At 61.0% G+C, this 21,451-nt stretch carries 17 protein-coding genes; 11 read left to right on the top strand and 6 right to left on the bottom strand.

Features of this window, described 5'->3' with window-relative positions:
- Nucleotides 1-6: 6 nt before the first annotated feature.
- Both GGD90_RS01850 and GGD90_RS01845 read left to right on the top strand, forming a co-directional pair.
- The gene (locus GGD90_RS01850; RefSeq protein ID WP_153114990.1) at nt 7-3,090 is read left to right on the top strand and encodes an HD domain-containing protein; all 3,084 of its coding nucleotides are present in this window, start codon (nt 7-9) and stop codon (nt 3,088-3,090) included.
- 233 nt (nt 3,091-3,323) lie between these two features.
- Entirely contained in the window at nt 3,324-5,897 is a 2,574-nt protein-coding gene (locus GGD90_RS01845) for an AAA family ATPase (protein ID WP_153114991.1), read from the top strand.
- 203 nt (nt 5,898-6,100) lie between these two features.
- Here GGD90_RS01845 and GGD90_RS01840 read toward each other — a convergent pair whose 3' ends face one another.
- The 3 genes from GGD90_RS01840 to GGD90_RS01830 form a co-directional block, all read right to left on the bottom strand.
- Nucleotides 6,101-7,336, bottom strand: a complete 1,236-nt coding sequence (locus GGD90_RS01840) for a hypothetical protein (protein ID WP_153114992.1) — start codon at nt 7,334-7,336, stop codon at nt 6,101-6,103.
- Between the two features lie 522 nt (nt 7,337-7,858).
- Nucleotides 7,859-8,758, bottom strand: coding sequence for a YifB family Mg chelatase-like AAA ATPase (locus tag GGD90_RS01835; RefSeq protein WP_153114993.1), 900 nt, complete (start codon nt 8,756-8,758; stop codon nt 7,859-7,861).
- Nucleotides 8,759-8,808: 50 nt separating this feature from the next.
- A complete protein-coding gene (locus tag GGD90_RS01830) occupies nt 8,809-9,078 on the bottom strand; it encodes an accessory factor UbiK family protein (RefSeq protein WP_153114994.1) in 270 nt (89 codons plus the stop codon).
- 293 nt (nt 9,079-9,371) lie between these two features.
- Here GGD90_RS01830 and GGD90_RS01825 point away from each other — a divergent pair, with 293 nt between their 5' ends.
- From GGD90_RS01825 to GGD90_RS01805, 5 genes are all read left to right on the top strand, one after another.
- Nucleotides 9,372-10,193 (top strand): TorF family putative porin, encoded by an 822-nt coding sequence (locus GGD90_RS01825; protein WP_153114995.1) that lies wholly within the window; start codon nt 9,372-9,374, stop codon nt 10,191-10,193.
- 56 nt (nt 10,194-10,249) lie between these two features.
- Nucleotides 10,250-10,588 carry a P-II family nitrogen regulator gene (gene glnK, locus GGD90_RS01820; RefSeq protein WP_153114996.1) on the top strand — a complete coding sequence of 113 codons (339 nt, stop codon included), beginning with the start codon at nt 10,250-10,252 and terminating at the stop codon, nt 10,586-10,588.
- Nucleotides 10,589-10,599: 11 nt separating this feature from the next.
- Nucleotides 10,600-12,135, top strand: coding sequence for an ammonium transporter (locus tag GGD90_RS01815; RefSeq protein WP_153114997.1), 1,536 nt, complete (start codon nt 10,600-10,602; stop codon nt 12,133-12,135).
- A 162-nt stretch (nt 12,136-12,297) separates the two neighbouring features.
- On the top strand, nt 12,298-13,920 hold the full coding sequence (locus GGD90_RS01810; protein ID WP_153114998.1) for an ABC-F family ATPase: 1,623 nt from the start codon (nt 12,298-12,300) through the stop codon (nt 13,918-13,920).
- A gap of 34 nt (nt 13,921-13,954) precedes the next feature.
- Nucleotides 13,955-14,512, top strand: a complete 558-nt coding sequence (locus GGD90_RS01805) for a lysophospholipid acyltransferase family protein (protein WP_153114999.1) — start codon at nt 13,955-13,957, stop codon at nt 14,510-14,512.
- Between the two features lie 55 nt (nt 14,513-14,567).
- Here the strand turns inward: GGD90_RS01805 and GGD90_RS01800 are convergent, their stop codons facing one another.
- Nucleotides 14,568-15,242, bottom strand: coding sequence for a hypothetical protein (locus GGD90_RS01800; RefSeq protein WP_153115000.1), 675 nt, complete (start codon nt 15,240-15,242; stop codon nt 14,568-14,570).
- A 91-nt stretch (nt 15,243-15,333) separates the two neighbouring features.
- Here GGD90_RS01800 and GGD90_RS01795 point away from each other — a divergent pair, with 91 nt between their 5' ends.
- The gene (locus GGD90_RS01795; protein WP_153115001.1) at nt 15,334-17,283 is read left to right on the top strand and encodes an ATP-binding cassette domain-containing protein; all 1,950 of its coding nucleotides are present in this window, start codon (nt 15,334-15,336) and stop codon (nt 17,281-17,283) included.
- 3 nt (nt 17,284-17,286) lie between these two features.
- On the opposite strand, the gene GGD90_RS01790 is transcribed toward GGD90_RS01795, so the two are convergent.
- Together GGD90_RS01790 and GGD90_RS01785 are read right to left on the bottom strand one after the other, a co-directional pair.
- A complete protein-coding gene (locus GGD90_RS01790; protein ID WP_228273614.1) occupies nt 17,287-17,790 on the bottom strand; it encodes a GNAT family N-acetyltransferase in 504 nt (167 codons plus the stop codon).
- A gap of 2 nt (nt 17,791-17,792) precedes the next feature.
- On the bottom strand, nt 17,793-18,071 hold the full coding sequence (locus GGD90_RS01785) for a type II toxin-antitoxin system TacA family antitoxin (RefSeq protein ID WP_153115002.1): 279 nt from the start codon (nt 18,069-18,071) through the stop codon (nt 17,793-17,795).
- 273 nt (nt 18,072-18,344) lie between these two features.
- On the opposite strand from GGD90_RS01785, the gene thrH reads away from it, so the two are divergent.
- The 3 genes from thrH (at nt 18,345) to GGD90_RS01770 (ending at nt 21,249) form a co-directional block, all read left to right on the top strand.
- A complete protein-coding gene (gene thrH, locus GGD90_RS01780; RefSeq protein WP_153115003.1) occupies nt 18,345-18,959 on the top strand; it encodes a bifunctional phosphoserine phosphatase/homoserine phosphotransferase ThrH in 615 nt (204 codons plus the stop codon).
- A 23-nt stretch (nt 18,960-18,982) separates the two neighbouring features.
- A complete protein-coding gene (gene purU, locus GGD90_RS01775; RefSeq protein ID WP_153115004.1) occupies nt 18,983-19,870 on the top strand; it encodes a formyltetrahydrofolate deformylase in 888 nt (295 codons plus the stop codon).
- Nucleotides 19,871-20,190: 320 nt separating this feature from the next.
- On the top strand, nt 20,191-21,249 hold the full coding sequence (locus GGD90_RS01770) for a porin (protein WP_153115005.1): 1,059 nt from the start codon (nt 20,191-20,193) through the stop codon (nt 21,247-21,249).
- The last annotated feature ends 202 nt before the right edge of the window (nt 21,250-21,451 follow it).

The raw sequence follows: 21,451 nt of genomic DNA, 5'->3' as shown, positions 1-21,451 counted from the left end.
CAGCCAATGACAAGAACAATCTGTGTCACTCGGGTCGAAGAGACGAACCTCTGGAAGGAGCTATCGAATCGAGATTCAGAGACCGCAAAACACTTGGCTACGAATGTTGTGGCGGTGTGTGCCGAGGCTGCTGATCGCATGAAAGCAATGGCCGGATATGCACCGCAGTACACGCTTCATGATGAACGTCACCTACTTAGAACCACAGAGCTAATGAGCCTGGTGCTTGGTGACGAAGCGAAGAAACTCAATGAGATCGAACTGGCCCTCTTGATTCTTTCGGCGTTTTTTCATGACCAAGGAATGCTTCCATCCGACAGTGATTTGTTGAAGCTTAGGGATTCCGAAGAGTTCAAGCTTTTTCAGGATAATTGGCGCGTCGATCATCCAAATTTCGCGGAGACATCGAGGCAACTTGCCGACTCTACGGTTGCTATCGGACGAAGAGAGCTACTGGGCGCGCAGATAGCTGAACTCGACACCGCAATGCTCACCGACTTCCTGCGTCAAGGGCACGGAAAGCGGTCATCTGAGTACGTTCTATCCCGCTATAAAGACGATAAACGCATTGAGGCTCAAGGAACAAACCTATCCCCTCTGATCGGGCTCCTATGTGAGGCACACACGCTTCCTGCGGATGATTTAATCCCAACCCGAGGTTTTAGATACGACGAGCAGGTCGGGACCTATCGAATCAACATGCCTTTCCTAGCTGCAGTTCTGAGGCTCGCCGACATTCTAGACTTCGACCGTGAACGCACACCCGAAGTACTTTTCAAGAGCATCCACTTCACATCTCCCGTAAGTTTGTTTGAATGGGAAAAACACCGTGCCGTAGATGGGTGGGTAATTTCAAAGGAACTGATCCGGTTTTCTGTGAAGTGCGAGCATCCGGCTTATCAAGCTGCCGCACTCACTTACATGGGCTGGATTGATCAGGAACTTGAAGCCGCACACTCGATTTGCCGCCTGCAGCCGCGCGACATCGACGGTTACCAGCTACGACTTCCGACCCACGTTGATCGATCTCGAATCGAACCCGATGGAGATTCATACCGATATCACAACCTTGAATTCTCTCTTTCCAGAGATGAAATTATTCGTCTGCTGATGACCGACAAGCTCTACGGCGGAGAACACCTGTGCATTCGCGAACTGTTGCAGAACTCGCTCGATGCACTCAGGTATCGCCAAGCACTCTTCGCAGATTCTGGCATACAGTGGAGCAAAGGCGAAGTTGAGTTTCGCCACTTTGTTGATAACGATGGTTACGAGGTTGTCGAATGCCGAGACAACGGAACGGGGATGGACGAAGGCATCATTCGCAGATTCCTTGTGAAAGTTGGCAGAAGCTTTTACCGGTCACCCGAATTCGAACGCGAGCGGACGAGGTGGAGAGCCACCGGTAGCGATTTTGATCCCTGCTCCCGATTTGGCATAGGCTTCATGTCATGTTTTATGTTGGGGGACAGGATCACCATTGAAACTCGCAAGGACTACGGGCACGGCCGAGAGTGGGGCGATCCGCTTGTCGTCGAAATTCAGGGCTTGAGCGGTCTAATCGTGGTTCGAAAGGGAAGTAATCAGCAATCCATCGGCACGACCGTAAGGATCGTGGCACGCAAGAAGCCGTCGTTAGTCGACGAATGGACGGACAAAGTCAAGCTCACTACCGTCCTCAGAGGCTATGCCCTAGCAACCGAATTTCCTATCCTCGGGAAATGTGAAGTTAAGGAAATTGAAGACATAGTGACGATCCCCGTCATGATCGAAAAGACTCCAACAATACTCGAATTAGCCAATATCAAAGCGGCGCAGACTTTCGAGCAAGACGTTTCCGAAGTGTCAAAAAATTTACGGGGATTCATCCGGAATTCTGTCTTGCTGGACGATGCTGGACTGCCTTGCCTCAACAATCGCGAGGCAGAATGGATAGCAGATGCCGCAGGCCCGGGAAAAAACTGGGCACTAAGAGTCCGTCCAGAAACAACTCCTTTTCCACTAAATAAACACAGCGACATTCAAGTTTGTGTCGACGGAATATTGGTCGGGGGGGAACCGGGTCGGCATTCTGATGCAGATACTATCCGACATCGACTGGGATGGCGGAACTCGGGTATCTATTGCATGTCCCCCGCGCTTATTGACACAAGAGGCGACCTGAAGCCGGAAATAACTCCCGGCCGGACTCCTCCGGATCAAAACTTATCGCAGCAACTACCCGGCTGGAGAAGGATTAATAGCTCGTTCAATATTGGAAATGGGATGCTATGGAAACAACTAACCAACTACCTTTCCAAAGGGCTTTTGCCACAAACTTTTTGGCAGTTGTCTGTTATTTACAGCATTCCCATTGATTGGATTCCATCGTCAGCGCTATGGGAAACGCTTTCCGTATCCTTGGTCGACAACGACGAGCAGATTGAGTGGCGCAAGGTTCGCGAACTTGGCGAACTGTTGATGTGTGCTGATGAGAATGACTCTTTCGCCTTACGAAACAAACAGGGCGCTAGCGTCGGCCCCGACCTGTCGCTCAAAGATTGGGAAGCGAAAGGAGAGGAACTTCCGTCGCTGTCTTGGCAAATGAGATCAAGTGTCCTGCTCATGAGCGCTTTGGATATTAGAGATGGTCAAGTGGTTTTTGATCCAACCGCCCAACCTGACCGGGGTATTCCTTTAGGAATGTACAAGCGGAGTGTCGCTTTCAGCGTGTCGGGATTTTTCCTCAATTACGTCGGCGCTGCCACGAATGCTGTGGCAGTCGAGACGCCGTTCCCGACCGCCAACAGGAATCATCCGCTTGTTGCTCTTGCACATCAGAGCAAGAACGTAAATGAACCAACTGATCTGCAACGCTTTGCACAGGGGTTCGTTGCATGCATTTCGGAGTCTGTCAGCAGCAGAAAAGGTACGCCTACTTTGGACAACGTGTCCTACTGGCAAAAGCGTGTTGGGCACCTTTACTCCGCGGTTCAGTGGGACCAATGCGAACAAAACCTTAAGCCGCCTTACCATCTCTGGACAAGAGCTAACGGCTGGTTCTCATTTGGGGAACTCGACTTCACGAGATGGAAAGACGCGGAACTTTGAGCGCCCGACACCCCCTGAAATTGCGCCTCCCATGGGTGTTCGTTCTTTCAATGCCAGCTAACGGTTACCTTACCGACACAAAGAGAGGATGAGCCGAACGGAGGCTTTGGCCGACTTGTTGCCTGTTGTGTTGTTCGGGACATAGCGTCGATTATCAGAACCGTTGACGACATTGGTATACACCAAGGTTATTCGGATAGAATTCCTGAGACATTACTATCTAGGCCAGACCGATGAAAGCCATTGCAGCAGTTGAGGTTCAGAAAGATGTGTTTGTGGAGTGGTTCTTTGCTAGGCCAAAGTGGGTTCAAACAGCGGCGGCCCGGCTTGCTGCCAGTCGAAAATTCCCCTCGGATGTAGAGATAGGGAAGTTGGCCGACCTCTGTGTAGCAGAAGCCAATGGCGTGGCTGGCGCGGTTTTCGAAACAGTCCCGCACGGGATATTTGGTGCCGCCGTCGGTACGGCTTCGTTCAAACTCACGAAGCTGGACAAAGTCGTCGGCGTAAACGCAATACGGCACAAAGCGAGCCTCGATTTCGGAAATTCGGACTTGTCCGTAGTTTTTGGAATGAACGGGTCCGGCAAGTCTGGATACGCGAGACTCTTGAAACACACCTGCGGAGCGCGCCACAAATCGGACCTCTTGCCCGACGTTTTCAGTTCGACAAAAACTATCCCTTCCTGCGATGTGGTCATTTCCACCGCGGCCGGGAAGGAATTGCTCCAATGGCAAGGCGATTCCAAAGGATTCCCGCAGCTCAGGTCGGTTCACGTGTTCGATACCGCCGTGGCGGAATCCTACGTCGACTCCAAGAACGAAGCCTCCTACGAAACGCGCCAGATGCGTTTTCTCACGTCGATGATCAAGATCTGCGACGCTGTTGCGGCACTTTTAAGCGACAGGAAAGGCGCACTTCCTAAGAAACTCCCGCTCGTTCCGCTGGAATATTCCGAAACCGCGGCAGCCTCCTTTATCGCCCAACTCAAGGACACCACGACCTCGATTGCGCTCAACGATGCGTGCGCATGGACGCTCACCGACGACGAACTGCGCCTGGAGACCGAAACGTCGCTGAAAAAGCACGATGTCGCTGAAAGAATCAAACGGCTCGGTTTGGACAAACGGACCCTGATGATCTTCCAGGAAGCTTACGACGCCATGAAGCTCGCCGTATCGGACGCGGAGGTTGCGAAGCTTGTTGCCGCGAGAAAGGATGCTGCCGCTAAGCGGAAAGCCGCTGTCGAAGACGCTGCGAAGGCATTCGCCGGTGCAGCCCTCGATGGAATCGGCGGCGCATCGTGGAGCCTGCTGTGGGAGCAGGCGAGAAAATATTCCGAAAGTACTGCCTATCCCGAAGCACCGTTCCCTGTCACAGACGAGGGGAAGCTTTGCGTCCTCTGCCACCAACCTCTCGACGACGCGGCTCGTGGAAGAATGTCCGACTTCGAATCGTTCGTGAAGGGCGGATTGGAATCCGCCGCAACCAAGGCCGAAAAGGACTATGCGGCAGCGATAGCCACGTTACCCCGAGTGCCAGACCAAGTGAAATGGGACTTGCACATGGAGTTCATCAAGGTCCCGGCCGCAGTCGGATCTGCCTTACGTACGGCAATCGGACTCCGGCTCGAAGCCATTCCAAAAACAGACGGGGCAATCCCGCTACCTGAAGTCGATTGGTCTGTAGTCGACCTAGCATTGGACGCTACTGCTGCGGCCCAAACGAAAGAAACTGCGGCTTTGGAGGAACTTGCGAAGGACGGGAAAAAAGCAGAACTCGAGAAGAAGCTGAAGGAACTCAAGGCGCGTCAATGGCTCTCTCAACAGAAAAATGCGGTGGCCGACGAAATTATCCGCCTAGCGGCCATCAAGCGGCTGACTAAGGCCGAAGGTACGACGAAGACGAATGTGTTCACCGCAAAGAAGAACGAACTGGCCAACAACGAGTTGGCCACTGGCTACCGGGACCGTTTCGTCGCGGAGCTCAAAACGCTGGGAGGAAGCCGCCTGAAGGTGGAGCCGGTTCCGGTTTCAGAAGGTAAAGGAAAAGTGAGCTTCAAGCTCGCCATCATGGGCGCGTCGAAGGAAACTAGTGCCGGTGAGATTCTGAGCGAAGGCGAAAACCGAATCGTCGCACTGTCCGCATTCCTTGCTGACATTACCGGTTCCGGCCAGCCCACACCGTTTGTCTTTGACGATCCGGTCTCATCGCTCGATCAAGAATTTGAAGAGCGGGTCGTGGAACGTCTAGTTGAATTGGCAAAATCCCGGCAGGTCATCGTCTTCACCCACCGTCTTTCGCTGCTCGCCCTCATTGAAGAAGCGGCCGGGAAAAGTGTTGCCCTTTCGATCAATACGCTGCGGCGCGTCGGACCTAATGTGGGCATGGTGGACACTCTGGATGTCCGGCATGGAAAACCTGACAAGGGTTTCATCGTCATCCGTGATCAAAAGCTTCCGCAGATCCGCAAGCATGCGGACACCGGTGATGGCGGGGCCTACGACGCCGCATTGAAAGCCGCTTGCGGCGATTTCCGTATCCTCATCGAACGGACCGTGGAAAAAATCCTCCTGAACGGGCTCGTTGAACGCTTCCGGCGGTCAGTACAGACGCAGCAGATCAAGTCACTCGCCAAAATTACCGTGGACGACTGCTCAACCGTTGAGGAGATGATGACCAAGTACTCAAGATTTGAGCACTCCCAGTCTGATGAGCTTCCTGGGACCTTGCCTTCGGTTGACGAGCTCTCAGCAGACCTAGACGTGGTCATCACCTGGATCGACGGGTTCAAGAAGAGAGTGGCATAACACGAGCCAGAATTTTTAGCTAACACGGCCCCCAAACGACCGGTATGTGGCCTTGAACAGAAGCTCAGAGCTAGCGGGGTGGAAGATAGCTAAGGCCGAAATCCTGCCTCTAGACGCTGAAAAGAGTCAGCTAATCGGCATCAGCTAGCGATGGTAACGCTCATCGTCCGTAGTGAAACAAAGGGCGAGCATTTTGATCCCTGTTAGAGCTGCTTGATGATGTCTTGCGAGAATGCCAGCGTCCCCTTCTTGGGACGGTGTTTGATTGGGATGCAGACCCATTTCTTGAAATATTCCTTGGCCCCCCAACCGTTCTCGCGCGCAACACTGAGCATAAACTGCTCAAGTTCGCGCTTCTCGATTCGTTGGCCCTGATAGTGTCGGACGTACAGGAGGGCTAGTGTTTCGGCGCCTTTTCGTTGAATCTCGATGAGATACCGCCATACACTTCCTTGGAACAGCTCAGCAACTACATAGCCGCGAGGAGCGGCGCCTGCACTGTCCGAGGTTAGATGCCAACTGCGGACCCTTCTGATGTGCCGTGGCAAGAAGTTGACGACGCCACTGTCTGGTCGTTGGCGGAAGGAAGACGAAATCGGAATGGTCTCGAACGGATAGCCTGCCTTGACTACCAACGCGAGCGCATCGAAGAAGACGTCAAGCGTGATTGGGATCTCAGGCGTTGGAGCAACTTCTATATCCAACTCGGTTGTAGAGCCTTTTCCTGATAGGTCGCCAGTCGAGGCGGTACCGTCGGACTCTCCGGCTCCACGAGGTTGTCGCGCCCGGGATCGGTACTGCTGTACCAACTTCTGATCCTTAATTATCGTAACGAGAGGGTCGTTGAAATTTCCGGATTCCTCGATACAGGCAGCTTCCAAATCATCGGCAGGGTCTACTGCGGACGTGACAACTGGCTTATCTAGTTCGACGGGGGAGCGAATGCGGCCACCCCACGTGGGCGCAAGGTCGGGGTCGCCTGCATTCTGGCCTTTGTTGGCGTTGTTCTTCCGCTCTACGATAAGGCGGTCGAAGCAAAATCTGGGTTGCAAGTCTGTTATATCTGTCGCCAAGAACCCCCACTTTGTGACGTCTTTCTTGCCTTCCAGTACTTTGAATGGCATGAACTTTCCGCGGGCTTTGAGTCGAGCTGGGTTCTTGAAAGGCAGGTTGAGCTTGATGTGGGCCGGTGGCTGCTCACGCCCTTGATAGTTCGCGGATTCGATCGTGAGGGCCTTGCGGAACCGAGCGTACTCCTGGGATGCAATAGGATCAGCGATGAGATTGGCTAGCGCCGGACCTTCCGCATCATCGAAATCCTTGAACAAGAGAAGAAAAAACGTTTTCGGATCGTCGAGAAGTGGGGCTGATGAGGGGTCGACGATCTTATCGAACTGCCCGAGGACGAGACGACGGACAGCTTTCGGGGATGTGGCCATCGCCCGCTGGAATAACGTAGTCGCAGGTATCACGAGGAGGCGAATGGCGGGCGTCGGATCGTGTAGAAGCACAACCCACGAGCTATTGACCTCAGTTAGTGCGTCAAGCCCAACTCGGTACCTATTTGGAGCAAATATTGGCTCCCAAGTGTTCCCAATCCGGACTTTGCTATCGAAGCGGACCAGTTGGCATTTCTCGTGTACCAAGGTGCATTCGACCTCTCTCGACTGAGCCGGCACTCGCACTCCTTCGAGCCAAACTGACCCTATCTTGAGAAAGGGGATGAAACCGACCTTTACCGCTACCTGCTTGTACCTCGGTGACTTTGGCTGAGAGTCTGCGGAGAACGGGTCTCCAAACTCCGGGAGGAGTTCAGTAAGGTGGACGGTGATGCGGGGCTCAGTACGCGAAGAAGGGGGATAAACAAGCCGTCCGAGCCAAGTGATGCGCCATGGTTTGTCGTCGAACCTGAAGTCTTCGATTTTGACGGCCATAAATTGCTGTAAGGGTCATATTCGCAGTTAATTTGCCCTATTTGCATCGTTATGTGAACCGTCGCAGATATTTAGAAGTCTTACACCGCCACCGACCAGTGCCGCCGCCGACGCCGTGTGATGCGGCGAGCGATAGGGGTGCTGGCGGAAATTTTCCGGGCGGAACTGCCCGGCCAGTGACAGCAGCGCTGCCGACTCGAGTGCCTCGTCGGCAGCAAGCGGCGGCAGCAGGCCGGGCAGGCGCGCGGCGAGCATCGACTTGCCGGCGCCGGGCGGTCCGGCGAGCAGCAGCGAATGCCGCCCGGCGGCGGCGATTTCGAGCACGCGCCGGGCGCGCGTCTGGCCGCGCACATCAGCGAGATCCGGGTAGTCGATGGCAACGGTCGTTGCCGCGTCACGCTGCAAAGCCGGCAAGGGCTCTTCTCCGGCAAAGTGCGCACAGACTTCGAGCAGCGACCTGGCGGCGAGCACCGGCGCGCCGGAGAGTACCGCTTCGCGCGCGCTGTCGGTCGGCAGGACAAAACGCCGCCCGCGCCGGTCGGCGGCCAGCGTCATCGCCAGCGCGCCGCGGATCGGGCGCAGCGCGCCGGTCAGCGACAACTCGCCGGCGAATTCGTACTCGTCGAGCGCGCCGGCAGGCAACTGTTCGGACGCGGCGAGGATGCCGAGCGCGATCGGCAGGTCGAAGCGGCCGGATTCCTTCGGCAGGTCGGCCGGCGCCAGGTTGACGGTAATGCGCTTGTCGGGGAACTTGAAGCCGGAATTCTGCAGCGCCGCACGCACGCGGTCGCGCGCTTCGCGCACCTCGGCGTCGGGCAGGCCGACGAGGGTGAAGGCAGGCAGGCCGCCGGCGAGATGGACTTCGACGGCGACTTCGGGCGCCGTCAGCCCGTCAAGGCCGCGGCTATGCAGGACGGCGAGCGACATTGCCGGCGGCTGTGGGGCTAGACGAAGTCAGCCGGCCGCCGTGCGCCGGCTCAGGGCTGGCCGGCAGCCGGCTGGTCCTCGGCTTTTTCCGGGGGCTTTTCCAGCGCGGCGATGCGTGCTTCAAGCGCTTTCAGCTTCTCGCGCGTGCGCAGGAGAACCTGCGTCTGGATCTCGAATTCCTCGCGGCTGACCAGATCGAGCTTGGCGAAGAAACTGCCGAGCACGGCGCGCGCATTCTTTTCCAGATCGGCCGCCGGACTGCCGGCGATGGCGGCGCTCAGGCGGGCGCCGAGTTCTTCGAGTTTTTTCGGGTCGAGCATGAGAGGTCTCGCTTGTCGCAGCGTTGCGGGTGCGCCGGATTTTAGCACAGCTGCCCGGGCCGACCCTTGCCGCGGCGGGCCGGCGTCCACAGCGGTGCATTGCTGCCGCACCGGCATGGTGCGACGTCCGCAGGGGGCTGCGCCATACGGGTGCGCATTCAGCTGCGCCGTCTCCGAAAATCGGGCAAACTCATTGACGCTGCTCGGGTTTTTTCTCTGGCACGGCTCGTGCTAAAGAACTCGCGCAGAACTTTTTGTATCACTTATTCATTTCTGTTTGAGGAGTGTCAAATATGAAAAAGACCATCGTCGCCACCGCGCTGCTCGCGGCTTTCGCTGCCCCGACCGCTTTCGTCTCATCGGCCTGTGCCGAAGAAGCCGCCGCCGCACCGGCGCTGACCGCGAACATCGGCCTGTTCAGCAGCTACCGCTTCCGTGGTATCGACCAGACCTTCGGCAAGCCGGCGCTGCAAGGCGGCTTCGACTACGCGCACTCGAGCGGCTTCTACGTCGGCAACTGGAACTCCAACGTCAGCTCCGGCGCCGGCTTCCCCGACGGCAACCTGGAAATGGACTTCTACGGCGGCTACAAGAAAGCCTTCGGTGATTTCGGCCTCGACGTCGGCGCGATCTACTACTACTACCCGGGTAGCGAAATGCGCGGCTACACCGGTGGCGTCAACACCGGCGCAGCCGACAACAAGGAAGTCTACATCGGCGGTTCGTGGAAGTTCGTTTCGCTCAAGTACTCGTACGCGATCGATGACTATTTCGCGACGCGCGGTGATGGCGGCGCCAAGACGCGTGGCACCAGCTACCTCGACCTGTCGGCCAACTACGACCTCGGCAACGGCTGGGGCGTCAATGGCCACGTCGGCCACCTCGACTACAAGAACGTAACCAACGGCAGCTACACCGACTACAAGGTCGGCGTGACCAAGGACATCAATGGCTGGGTCGTCGGCGCCTCGTGGGTCGATACCAACGCCAATTCAGGGTTTTATACGATCCGCAACTCGATCTCCGACGATGGCGCCGGCGGCACCACCACCGGATCCAAGACCAAGGACGCTGGTCGCGGCATCGCCATCCTGTCCGTCAGCCGCACGTTCTAAATCGTAATTCCGCATCAACCGGGGAGGCTGCGGCCTCCCCAGTCCAGGAGCCCAACATGAAACTGGTCACCGCCATCATCAAGCCGTTCAAGCTTGACGAAGTGCGTGAGGCGCTGTCTGCCATCGGCGTACAGGGCATCACGGTCACCGAGGTCAAGGGCTTCGGCCGGCAGAAGGGTCACACCGAGTTGTACCGGGGTGCCGAGTACGTCGTCGATTTCCTGCCCAAGGTGAAAATCGAAGCCGCCGTCAAGGACGGCATCGTCGAACAGGTCATCGAAGCGATCGAGAAATCCGCCAGCACCGGCAAGATCGGTGACGGCAAGATCTTCGTCTTCGATGTCGAACAAGTCATCCGCATCCGCACCGGCGAAACCGGTGAGGAAGCCCTGTAGGAGGAGTCAACATGAGACGCCTTATCGCACTACTGGCCTTGCTCGGAGCCGTTACCCTCGGCGCCCCGGCCTGGGCCGACGACAAGCCGGCGACGGCCACCGAAGCCGCAACGACGATGGCGGCTCCGACGGCCCCCGCCGCTGCCGCCCCCGCGGCTGCGCCGGCTGCCGAGCCCGCCGCGGCGCCCGCCGAGGCGGCTGCTGCCGAAGCTCCGGCAGCCGATGCGCCGCCGCCACCGACCGTCAACAAGGGCGACAACGCCTGGGTCATGTTGTGCGCGGTGCTCGTCATCCTCATGACGATTCCCGGCGTGGCACTGTTCTACGGCGGTCTCGTTCGCTCGAAGAACATGCTCTCGGTGCTGATGCAGGTTTTTGTCACCTTCTCGCTGGTTACCGTACTGTGGGCCGTTTATGGCTACTCGGTGGCCTTCACCGAGGGGTCGGCCTTCTTCGGCTCGCTCGACAAGCTGTTCCTGAAAGGCATCACGGTCGATTCGATCGCGGCGACCTTCAGCAAGGGCGTCGGCATCTCCGAACTGGCCTACGTCGTCTTCCAGGGCGCCTTCGCGGCAATTACCTGCGCGCTGATCGTCGGCTCCTTCGCCGAACGTGCCAAGTTCATCGCCGTGCTCGCCTTCATGGTCATCTGGTTCACCTTCTCCTACCTGCCGATGGCACACATGGTCTGGTACTGGGCGGGTCCGGATGCCTACATCGACGCTGCCGCGGGTGAAGCAGCCGGCGCAACGGCAGGCTTCCTCTTCCAGAAGGGCGCGCTCGACTTCGCCGGCGGTACCGTGGTGCATATCAACGCCGCCATGGCCGGTCTGGTCGGTGCCTACGTGATCGGCAAGCGCATCGGCTACGGTCGCGAATCGATGGCGCCGCACAGCCTCACCTTCACCATGATCGGTGCCTCGCTGCTGTGGTTCGGCTGGTTCGGCTTCAACGCCGGTTCGGCACTCGAAGCTTCCGGTGGTGCAGCCCTCGCCCTGGTCAACACCTGGGTGGCGACGGCCTGCGCAGCGCTGTCGTGGATGGCGGCTGAATGGGCGCTCAAGGGCAAGCCTTCGATGCTCGGCGCTGCTTCCGGCGCGGTTGCCGGTCTGGTGGCGATCACCCCGGCGGCCGGCTTCGTCGGTGTCGGCGGCGGCATCGCCATCGGCCTGCTGGCCGGCGTCGTCTGCCTGTGGGGCGTCAATGGCCTGAAGCGCCTGCTCGGCGCCGACGACTCGCTCGACGTGTTCGGCGTGCATGGCATCGGCGGCATGCTCGGCGCCATCCTCACCGGCGTCTTCTGCGACCCGTCGCTCGGCGGTACCGGTGTCTATGACTACGTTGCCAACGCGGTCGCCCCGTATGACATGGGCGCACAAGTGATGAGCCAGCTGTGGGGTGTCGGAACCGTCATCGTCTGGTCCGGCCTCGTCTCGCTGGTGGCTTACAAGGTCGTCGATCTGGTGATCGGTCTGCGTGTTCCGGAAGAACAGGAACGCGAAGGTCTCGACATCACCTCGCACGGCGAACAGGCTTACCACCACTGAGTTTCACTCCTCTAGCAGCGAAGTCCTCTTGCGGGCGCCTCCGGGCGCCCGTTTTTTTTGCGCCGCGCTGCCCGGCGCTCGCGCATTAAGCGTCGCCCCGCTCGTGCTGGCCTCGGGTACAATAACGCCCCTTCTGAAACGCTGATCTTTCCGGGGTTTACCGTGCTCGTCGCCAACAACATCACCATGCAGTTCGGGGCAAAACCGCTGTTCGAGAACGTCTCGATCAAGTTTGGCGAGGGCTATCGCTACGGTCTGATCGGTGCCAACGGCGCCGGCAAATCGACCTTCATGAAGATCCTTGCCGGCGAGCTCGAGCAGAGCGCCGGCAACGTCGCCAAGGACGCGCACGAGCGCATGGCCTATCTGCGCCAGGACCAGTTTGCCTATGAAGACCGCCGCGTCATCGACGTCGTGCTCATGGGCCACGAGGAAATGTGGGCGTGCATGAGCGAGAAGGACGCCATCTACGCCAACCCCGAAGCGAGCGAAGACGACTACATGCACGCCGCCGAACTCGAGGCGAAGTTCGCCGAGTACGACGGCTATACCGCCGAAGCGCGCGCCGGCGAACTGCTGCTCGGCGTCGGCATTCCGGCCGAACAGCACTTCGGCCCGATGAGCGAGGTCGCACCGGGCTGGAAGCTGCGCGTGCTGCTGGTGCAGGCGCTGTTCGCCAACCCCGACATCCTGCTGCTCGACGAACCGACCAACAACCTCGACATCGACACCATCCGCTGGCTGGAAAACGTGATCAACGAGCGCGACAGCACGATGATCATCATTTCGCACGACCGCCACTTCCTCAACCAGGTCTGTACGCACATGGCCGACCTGGACTACGGCAGGATCACCATCTATCCGGGCAACTACGACGACTTCATGGAAGCGTCGACGCAGGCGCGCGAGCGGCAGCAGAACGCCAACGCCAAGGCCAAGGAACGCATCGCCGAACTGCAGACCTTCGTCCGCCGCTTCTCGGCCAACGCCTCCAAGGCCAAGCAGGCAACCTCACGCCTGAAGCTGATCGACAAGCTCAAGCCCGAAGACGTCAAGCCCTCGTCGCGCCAGTACCCGTGGATCCGTTTCGATTACGACGAGAAGGAAAAGCTGCACCGCCAGGCGGCCGAGATCGACAGCCTGACTTTTGCCTACGAGGGCGGCGAGCGCAAGCTGTTCAACAACTTCAACTTCACGCTCAACGCCGGCGACCGCGTCGCCATCATCGGCGAGAACGGCGTCGGCAAGACTACCTTCCTGAAGTTGCTGATGGGCGAACTGCAGCCGCAGTTCGGCAGCATCAAGTGGACCGAAAAGGCCAAGCGCGGCTATTACGCGCAGGACCACGCCGACGATTTCAGGAGCGACGTCAACCTCACCGACTGGATTGCCAGCTACGCGCGCGACAACGCCAGCGAAGGCGACGAGGTCGAGACGCTGATCCGCGGCACGCTCGGCCGTCTGCTCTTCTCCGGCGACGACGTGAAGAAGTCGGTCAAGGTCATTTCCGGCGGCGAACAGGGGCGCATGATCTTCGGCAAGCTGATGCTGACCAAGAACAACGTGCTCATCCTCGACGAGCCGACCAACCACCTCGACATGGAATCGATCGAGTCGCTCAATACCGCGCTCGAGAAGTTCAAGGGAACGCTGGTCTTCGTCTCGCACGACCGCGAGTTCGTCTCCTCGCTGGCGACGCGCATCCTCGAAGTGCGCATGGACGGCAAGCACGTGAATTACCCCGGCACCTACGAGGAATTCCTCGCCAGCCGCGGCATCGACTGATCTGGTGAGTGATACTTCCAACTCACCAGACACCATGCTGCCCCGTTTATGCGTCTTCATCCTGCGGCTGGTCGGCTGGCGGACGGTGTTCGCGCCGCCGCCCGGACCGAAGTCGGTGGTCATCGTCTACCCGCACACCTCGAACTGGGATTTCCCGCTCGGCCTGCTCTTTCGCATCAGTTCGGGCGTTTTCATGCACTGGGCGGGCAAGGACACGCTGTTCCGCTGGCCGCTGCGCGGCTTCTACCTGCGCGTCGGCGGCGTGCCGATCAATCGCCGTGAGCGCACCGGAATGACCGAGCAGTTGCTCGCCGAATTTGCCCGGCGCGACAGCTTCCACATGGTGATCACGCCCGAAGGCACGCGCAGCCGGACCGACCACTGGAAATCGGGCTTCTACCGGCTGGCGCTCGCCGCCGGCGTTCCGGTCGGGCTCGGGCTGATCGACTACGGCCGGCGCGAGGTCGGCATCGGTCGCTGGATCACGCTGACCGGCAACGAAGAAGCCGATCTCGCAGTGATCGCCAACTACTACGCCGACCGCCGCGCGCTCTTCCCCGAGAAGGCCGGGCCGATCCGTTTCAAGAATTAGTCGTCTCGCTGCGCCGGGCGATTGCGGCGTGCCGCTGCCCGGCCGCCGCGCGTTCTTACTGAACGCCCTGTCTGCCGCTCTTGCCGTCGGCAGCGTTTCCCGCCTTTTTTGCGTCGCGCTCGGCTTTGCGTTTGGCGCGATCGGCGTCGCGTTCGCGCCGATCGGCCTCTTCGGCGGCCGTCTTGCGCTGGCCGGCCTCGGCCTGCGCGGCCTTGGCCGCGATTTTCTGCTCGCGTTCGGCGGCTCGTCGCGCTTCGTCGGCGCGATAACGCTCGGCCTGCTCGCGCTGCTCCTTCTCCCGACTCAGCGCGTCGGCGGCGCGCTTCGTCTCTTTCGCGTCGGCGTCAGCCTGTCGTTGCGCGCGCTCGAAATCGCGTACCGCCTGCTCCAGCGGCCTTGCCTGCAGATTAAGGCGGTTGTAGGCCTTCTTAGCGTCGTCGAGGCAGGCGTTGACCAGGAACTTCTGGTAGCACTGCTGTTGCGCGATGGCGTTCAGCCGGTCGGCTTCGGCGTGCAGCGCATCCGCGCGCGCCTTCAGCGCCTCCGACTCCTCGACCGTCTGCGGCAAGGCAAAATCGATCTTCGCCGCCTCAGCGGCGGCGACGCTGACCGTCGGCAGCGCCAGTCCGCCGAGGCACAGCGCGCAGGCGCCCAGCGCCAGCGCGCGCAGGCGCCAGCGTCCCTGCTGCGAGAGTTCTTGCCGCTGTGCCAAGCCTTCCATTTCCGCCATTCGCTGTATCCCTTCCGTCCCGCGCCGCGGTAGCGCTGCGCCGAGGCCGTAAAATAGCCACTTTACGCTTCCCGCGCCAGCCGGCCTGCCCATGATCTCCCTCCGTCGTCTCACTTTCGCCCGTGCCGGCGAACCGCTCGTCGCCGATGCCTCGCTGCAGATCGGTCCCGGCTGGAAGATCGGCCTGACCGGCGCCAACGGCTGCGGCAAGTCCTCGTTCCTCGCGCTGTTCACCGGCGGCCTGCACGCCGAGGCCGGCGATCTCGACTGGCCGGCCAGCTGGCGCATCGCGCATGTCGCGCAGGACACGCCGGCGCTACCCGATCCGGCGCTCGACTTCGTTCTTTCCGGCGACAGCGAACTTGCCGCGATCGAGGCCGAACTGGCGCTGGCCGAAGCCGCCGGTGCTGGCGAGGACGTGGGTGAAATAATCGGCGCCTTGCACGCACGCCTTGCCGACATCGGCGGTTACGCGGCGCGCGCCCGTGCTGCCGAACTGCTGCACGGCCTCGGTTTCAGCGACGCCGATTTCGCCCGGCCGGTCGCCGAATTCTCCGGCGGCTGGCGCGTTCGCCTCAACCTCGCGCGCGCGCTGATGCGCCGCGCCGACCTCTTGCTGCTCGACGAACCGACCAACCACCTCGACCTCGACGCCGTGCTCTGGCTCGAAGCCTGGCTGCGCGCCTACCCCGGCACACTGTTGATGATCTCGCACGACCGCGACTTCCTCGACGCGACGGTGAGCCACATCCTGCATATCGAGCAGACGACGATGGCCTTGTCTACCGGCGGCTACAGCGCCTTCGAGCGGCAGCGCGCGGCGCGTCTCGCCCTGCAGCAATCGACTTATGAAAAGCAGCAGCGCGAGATCGCGCACCTGCACGCCTTCGTCGAGCGCTTCCGCGCCAAGGCGACCAAGGCGCGGCAGGCGCAGAGCCGCATCAAGGCGCTGGCGCGCATGGAGGAAGTCGCCGCCGCGCACGTCGACACGCCGTTCAGCTTCCGCTTCCGCGAGTCGGTGGCGGCGCCCGATCCTCTGCTGACGCTGCGCCACGCCGACGCCGGCTATCCCGGCCGGCGCATCCTCGCCAATGTCGAACTGACGCTGCGCCCCGGCGAGCGCATCGCGCTGCTCGGCCGCAACGGCGCCGGCAAGTCGACGCTGATCCGCCTGCTCGCCGGCGAACTGGCGCCGCTGCCACCCACTGAAGAACGCCAGCCGGCCGGCGAGCGGCGCGACGGCAAGGGGCTCTCGATCGGCTATTTCGCGCAGCATCAGCTCGAAGCCTTGCGTGCCGACGAGTCGGCGCTGACGCAGCTCGCCCGCGTCGACGCCGCGCAGGGCGGCAGCACGCGCGAACAGGAGCTGCGCGACTACCTCGGCAGCTTCGACTTCCGCGGCGACATGGCAACGCTGCCCTGCGGCCGTTTCTCCGGCGGCGAGAAGTCGCGTCTGGCGCTGGCGCTGCTCATCTGGTGTCGCCCCAATCTCTTGCTGCTCGACGAGCCGACCAACCACCTCGACCTCGAAATGCGCGAAGCGCTGAACCTGGCGCTGCAGGAATACGAAGGCGGCGTCGTCCTCGTTTCGCACGACCGCCACCTGCTGCGCACCACCGCCGACCGCCTGCTGCTCGTCGCCGACGGCGGCGTTACCCCCTTCGACGGCGACCTCGACGACTACGCCGACTGGCTGGCAAAACAGCGCCAGCTCGCCGCCGCGCCGCCACTCGCCGCCGCCGCCGGCCGCGCCGAACGCAAGCAGAACCGCGAACTCGCCGCTGCCGAGCGCGCCGCGCTGCTCGCCCGCCGCCGCCCGCTGCAGAAGGAAGTCGCCCGCCTGGAAAGCGATCTCGCCGCCTGGCAGGCCGAGCGCGCCGAGCTTGACGCGCTGCTCGCCGACCCAGCTACCTGGGCCAAGGGCGGCAGCGCCGAACTCGCCGAGCAGCAGCGCCGGCACAGCGAACTCGCGGCGCTGATCGAAGCCGGCGAAGAGCGCTGGCTCGAATGTCAGGGCGAACTCGAAGCGCTGGCGGGCTGAGCGTCAGACGCCGAGCGCCAGTTTCAAGTCCTTGATCAGCAGGAAAAGGTGATATGGGTCGGTCGGGCTCGGTTTGAAATCAAAGCCCTGATACCAGCTTTGCGCGGCGTCATCCTTGGCATGAACCAGCAACGCCCGGATTCCGGCGATTTCGGCCGCCTGCACCGTGCGCAATAGCGCGTCCTTGAGCAGCGCCGCTCCCATGCCGTGGCCCTGTACCTGTCGGTCGACGGCCAGTCTTGCCAGCAGCATGACCGGAACAGGATGGCGCGCCAGCCCTTTGACCAGCCGCGCCGGTGCCTCTTCGTGGCCAACGCTGCCGACCGTCAGGCTGTAGAAGCCCAGTACGCGGCCCTGCGCACAACAGACATAAGTCTGGGCACTGTTGGCGCGCTGACTGTTCAGGGCATGTCTTTGCAGGAACTGGTGCAGCGCTGCCTGCCCGCAATCAAACCCGTCTACGCCATCGCTGGCCGCGAGCTTGCGAATGTGCTCGAACTTGTCCACGATCAATCGAGCAGGCCCGGCTCCGTCAGCAACTTCTTCAAGCGCGGCAAAGCCTGCGGCGGCGCATCCAGCGCCTGCTGGAAACTTTGCCATTGCTCGTCATCGAGAACGAAATGCCGACGTTCGGCGAGTGCCTGATTGGCCGCAGTGATGCCAGCGTCGAGCAGGAACTCGCTCACATTCTTGTGGCTTGCCCGCGCGGCATCCTGCAGCAGTTGCTTGACGGGCGTGCTGGTGCGGACATCGATCCGCTCGGACTTGGCCGGGCTGAAAGCAGGCATCTCTGTCTCCTCGATGAACTTGTTGGACGATCAGTTGGACGATCATACAGTCCGGACATTATCCGGACAAGTCGCCTTGCGTGTCCGAGCCATCCTCGCGCCCAGTAGTCCAAGCGGCTTTTGCCGGCTCGTCGGCGACGGAGCCATGCTCCGGGGCCTTGCCGGCACGTTTTCCGCGATCGTGAAGTGGCAGCGCCTGCCGTGGTGCGCCTCGCGGTTTGCTAGAATTCGCCTCAACCGGGGGGTACGCCCGGAATCAATCAGGGAGCCACAATGAAAATCGTCTGCCTCGACCTCGAAGGCGTCCTCGTCCCGGAAATCTGGATCGAATTCGCCGCGCGCACCGGCATCGACGCGCTGCGCCGCACCACGCGCGACGAGCCGGACTACGACAAGCTGATGCAGTACCGCCTCGCCATCCTCGCCGAGCACAAGCTCGGCCTGCCCGACATCCAGAAGGTCATCGCCGAAATGGGGCCGATGCCCGGCGCGCGCGAATTCCTCGACGCGCTGCGCGAGGACTACCAGCTGGTCATCCTCTCCGACACCTTCTACGAATTCGCGCACCCGCTGATGCGCCAGCTCGGCTGGCCGACGCTGTTCTGTCACAGCCTCGAGGCTGGCGCCGACGGCATCCTCGTCAACTACCACCTGCGCATGCCCGACCAGAAGCGCGAGGCGGTCAAACGCTTCAAGGAACTCAATTTCACCGTCGTCGCCGCTGGCGACTCGTACAACGACACCGCCATGCTCGGCGAAGCGCACGGCGGCATCCTCTTCCACCCGCCGGAAAACGTCATCCGCGAATTCCCGCAATACCCGGTCGTTCGCGACTACGCCGCGCTGCGCGCCGAAATCGACGCCGCCTTCGCGCGCGCCGCAGCCTGAGCGACAAGCACCGAAAGACCCGCATGCACCCGCACCGCTTCTACACCCTCACCGCTTCCTGCCCTGACCGCTCGGGAATCATCGCCCGCGTTGCCGGCTTCATCGCCGAGCACCGCGGCTGGATTCTCGAATCGAGCTACCACGCCGACGCCGCCGTCGAACCGGTGGAAACGCGCGCCGAAGCCGGCCGCTACACCATGCGCATCGAGATCCGCGCCGACTCGCTGCCTTTCCACCTCGCCGAGTTCCGCGAGCGCTTCCGTCCGATTGCCGAAGAGCTCGGCATGGTCTGGAAGATCAGCGACTCGGCGGTGAAGAAGCGCGTCGTCCTGCTCGTCAGCAAGCAGGAGCACTGCCTCTACGACCTGCTCGCGCGCTGGCAGTCGAAGGAACTCGACATCGAGATTCCCTGCGTCATCTCCAACCACGACACCTTCCGCGGCTTTGTCGAGTGGCACGGCATCCCCTTCCACCACGTACCGGTCAGCGCCGACAACAAGGCCGCCGCCTTTGCCGAGATCACCCGCCTGTTCGAGGAAGTGCGCGGCGACACCATGGTGCTGGCGCGCTACATGCAGATCCTGCCGCCCGAACTGTGCGCCGCGTATCCGGGGCAGATCATCAACATCCACCACTCGTTCCTGCCCAGCTTCGTCGGCGCGCGCCCCTACCATCAGGCCTACCAGCGCGGCGTCAAGCTGATCGGCGCCACCTGCCACTACGTCACCGGCGACCTCGATCAGGGCCCGATCATCGAGCAGGACGTGATCCGCATCGACCACTCCGACTCGGTCGACGACATGGTCCGTTACGGCAAGGACATCGAGAAAGCCGTGCTCGCGCGCGGCCTGCGCTACCACCTCGAAGACCGCGTGCTGATCCACGGCAACAAGACCATCGTTTTTCGCTGAAGCTCGCCGCGCGGCAGCGCCGTCCGCTGCCGGACGGGTGCCGCCGGCAGTTTTTCCCGTCCGCTTATAAGCTTAGTCGGCCTTGTTGAGAAACCCCCTGAGCGCCTGCGCGGGCAAGGGATGCGGGTGTTTTCGGGGTTTTCCGGGGTGTTGCAGCAGCGCAACAGTTTTCGCCGGCGCTGGCGGCTAATGCCGGATCGAGGTTGCCGCGGCCGTCTCCGGTTTGCCAGAATCGGGCCAACTTCTCGCACAGAGAGGTAAGACCCGGCGGCCGGAACGCGTGTTCCGGCCTTCGACTTCAAACCTAGAGGAGATTCACAATGCAAAAGAAACTCATCGCACTGGCAGTTGCTGGTCTGGTTTCCGGCGGCGCCTACGCGCAGTCGAACGTTACGGTTTATGGCGTCGTTGACGTCTTCGCTGGCCAAACCAAGGCTGACGACAACCAAGTCAAGAACGGCATCGACTCCGGCGGTATCGGCGGTTCGCGCATCGGCTTCAAGGGCGAAGAAGCGCTGGGCAACGGCCTGAAGGCAATCTTCACCCTGGAATACGGCCTGACCGTTGATGCGAACCAAGGCGTCGGCACCGGCACGCTGGCCGCTCGCCAACAATACCTCGGCCTGAGCAGCAACACGCTCGGCACGGTCATCGCCGGTCGTCTGCAGACCCCGGGCTTCGATGCTTCCAACGCCTACGGCGCCGGCATCTCCGGCGGCGCAGCTTTCTCGCCGCTGTACGCCCTGCAACAGTACGCCGGTGCGAACATCAACTCGTCGGCTCGCGCCAACAACGCCATCGCCTACGTCTCGCCGACCTTCGCCGGCTTCAGCGGCAAGGTTGCTTACGTCTTCGGCGAAGAAACGACCAGCAACGACCGCAGCAAGGGCTATGAACTCGGCGCCGACTACAAGAACGGCCCGCTGGCTGTTTCCTACGTCTACTCCGGCGGCAAGGACAATGCCCCGCTGGCTGTTGAACAGACGAAGGATGCCGGTCACTTCCTCGGCGCGTCGTACGATTTCGGCATCGCCAAGCTGAAGGGTTCCTACCAGCGCGAAAAGACCACGCAAGCCGGTGTTAATGATCTGAAGTTCGACCTCTGGCAAATCGGTGCTGACGTTCCGGTCACCGCCGCTGGCGCCGTTCGCGTTGGCTACGCTCAGTACAAGAACAAGGCTGCTGGCGCCGACGACGACAAGGTCAAGGCCTGGACCCTGGGCTACACGCACTCGCTGTCCAAGCGCACCACCGCCTACGCTGCTTACACGCGTCTGAACAACGACAACGCAGCTGATGCCGGCATCAATGGTGTCAACCCGACGGTCGCTGGCGGCAATGGCAGCATCCTCGGTGCTGGTATCAACCACGCCTTCTAATATCGCCTGACAGCGATCTTGGAATGAAAACGGGCGCTTCGGCGCCCGTTTTTTTTTGCGCGTCGCGGCGCAAGCGCATTGTCGCAATCATGCAACAGCCTGGCGCGCAGCGCGCCGGCATTGCCCGCCGACGCTTGCGCGAGTTCTTCCCTCCTTGCCAGACTCCGGCAACGTTTTGTCACAAAAACGTCAGCTCCGGCGC

This window comes from Rhodocyclus tenuis, assembly GCF_014197755.1.
Classification (GTDB): domain Bacteria; phylum Pseudomonadota; class Gammaproteobacteria; order Burkholderiales; family Rhodocyclaceae; genus Rhodocyclus; species Rhodocyclus tenuis.
The sequence above is the reverse complement of the archived record's forward strand: the minus strand, read 5'-3'. Positions and strand labels throughout refer to the sequence as shown.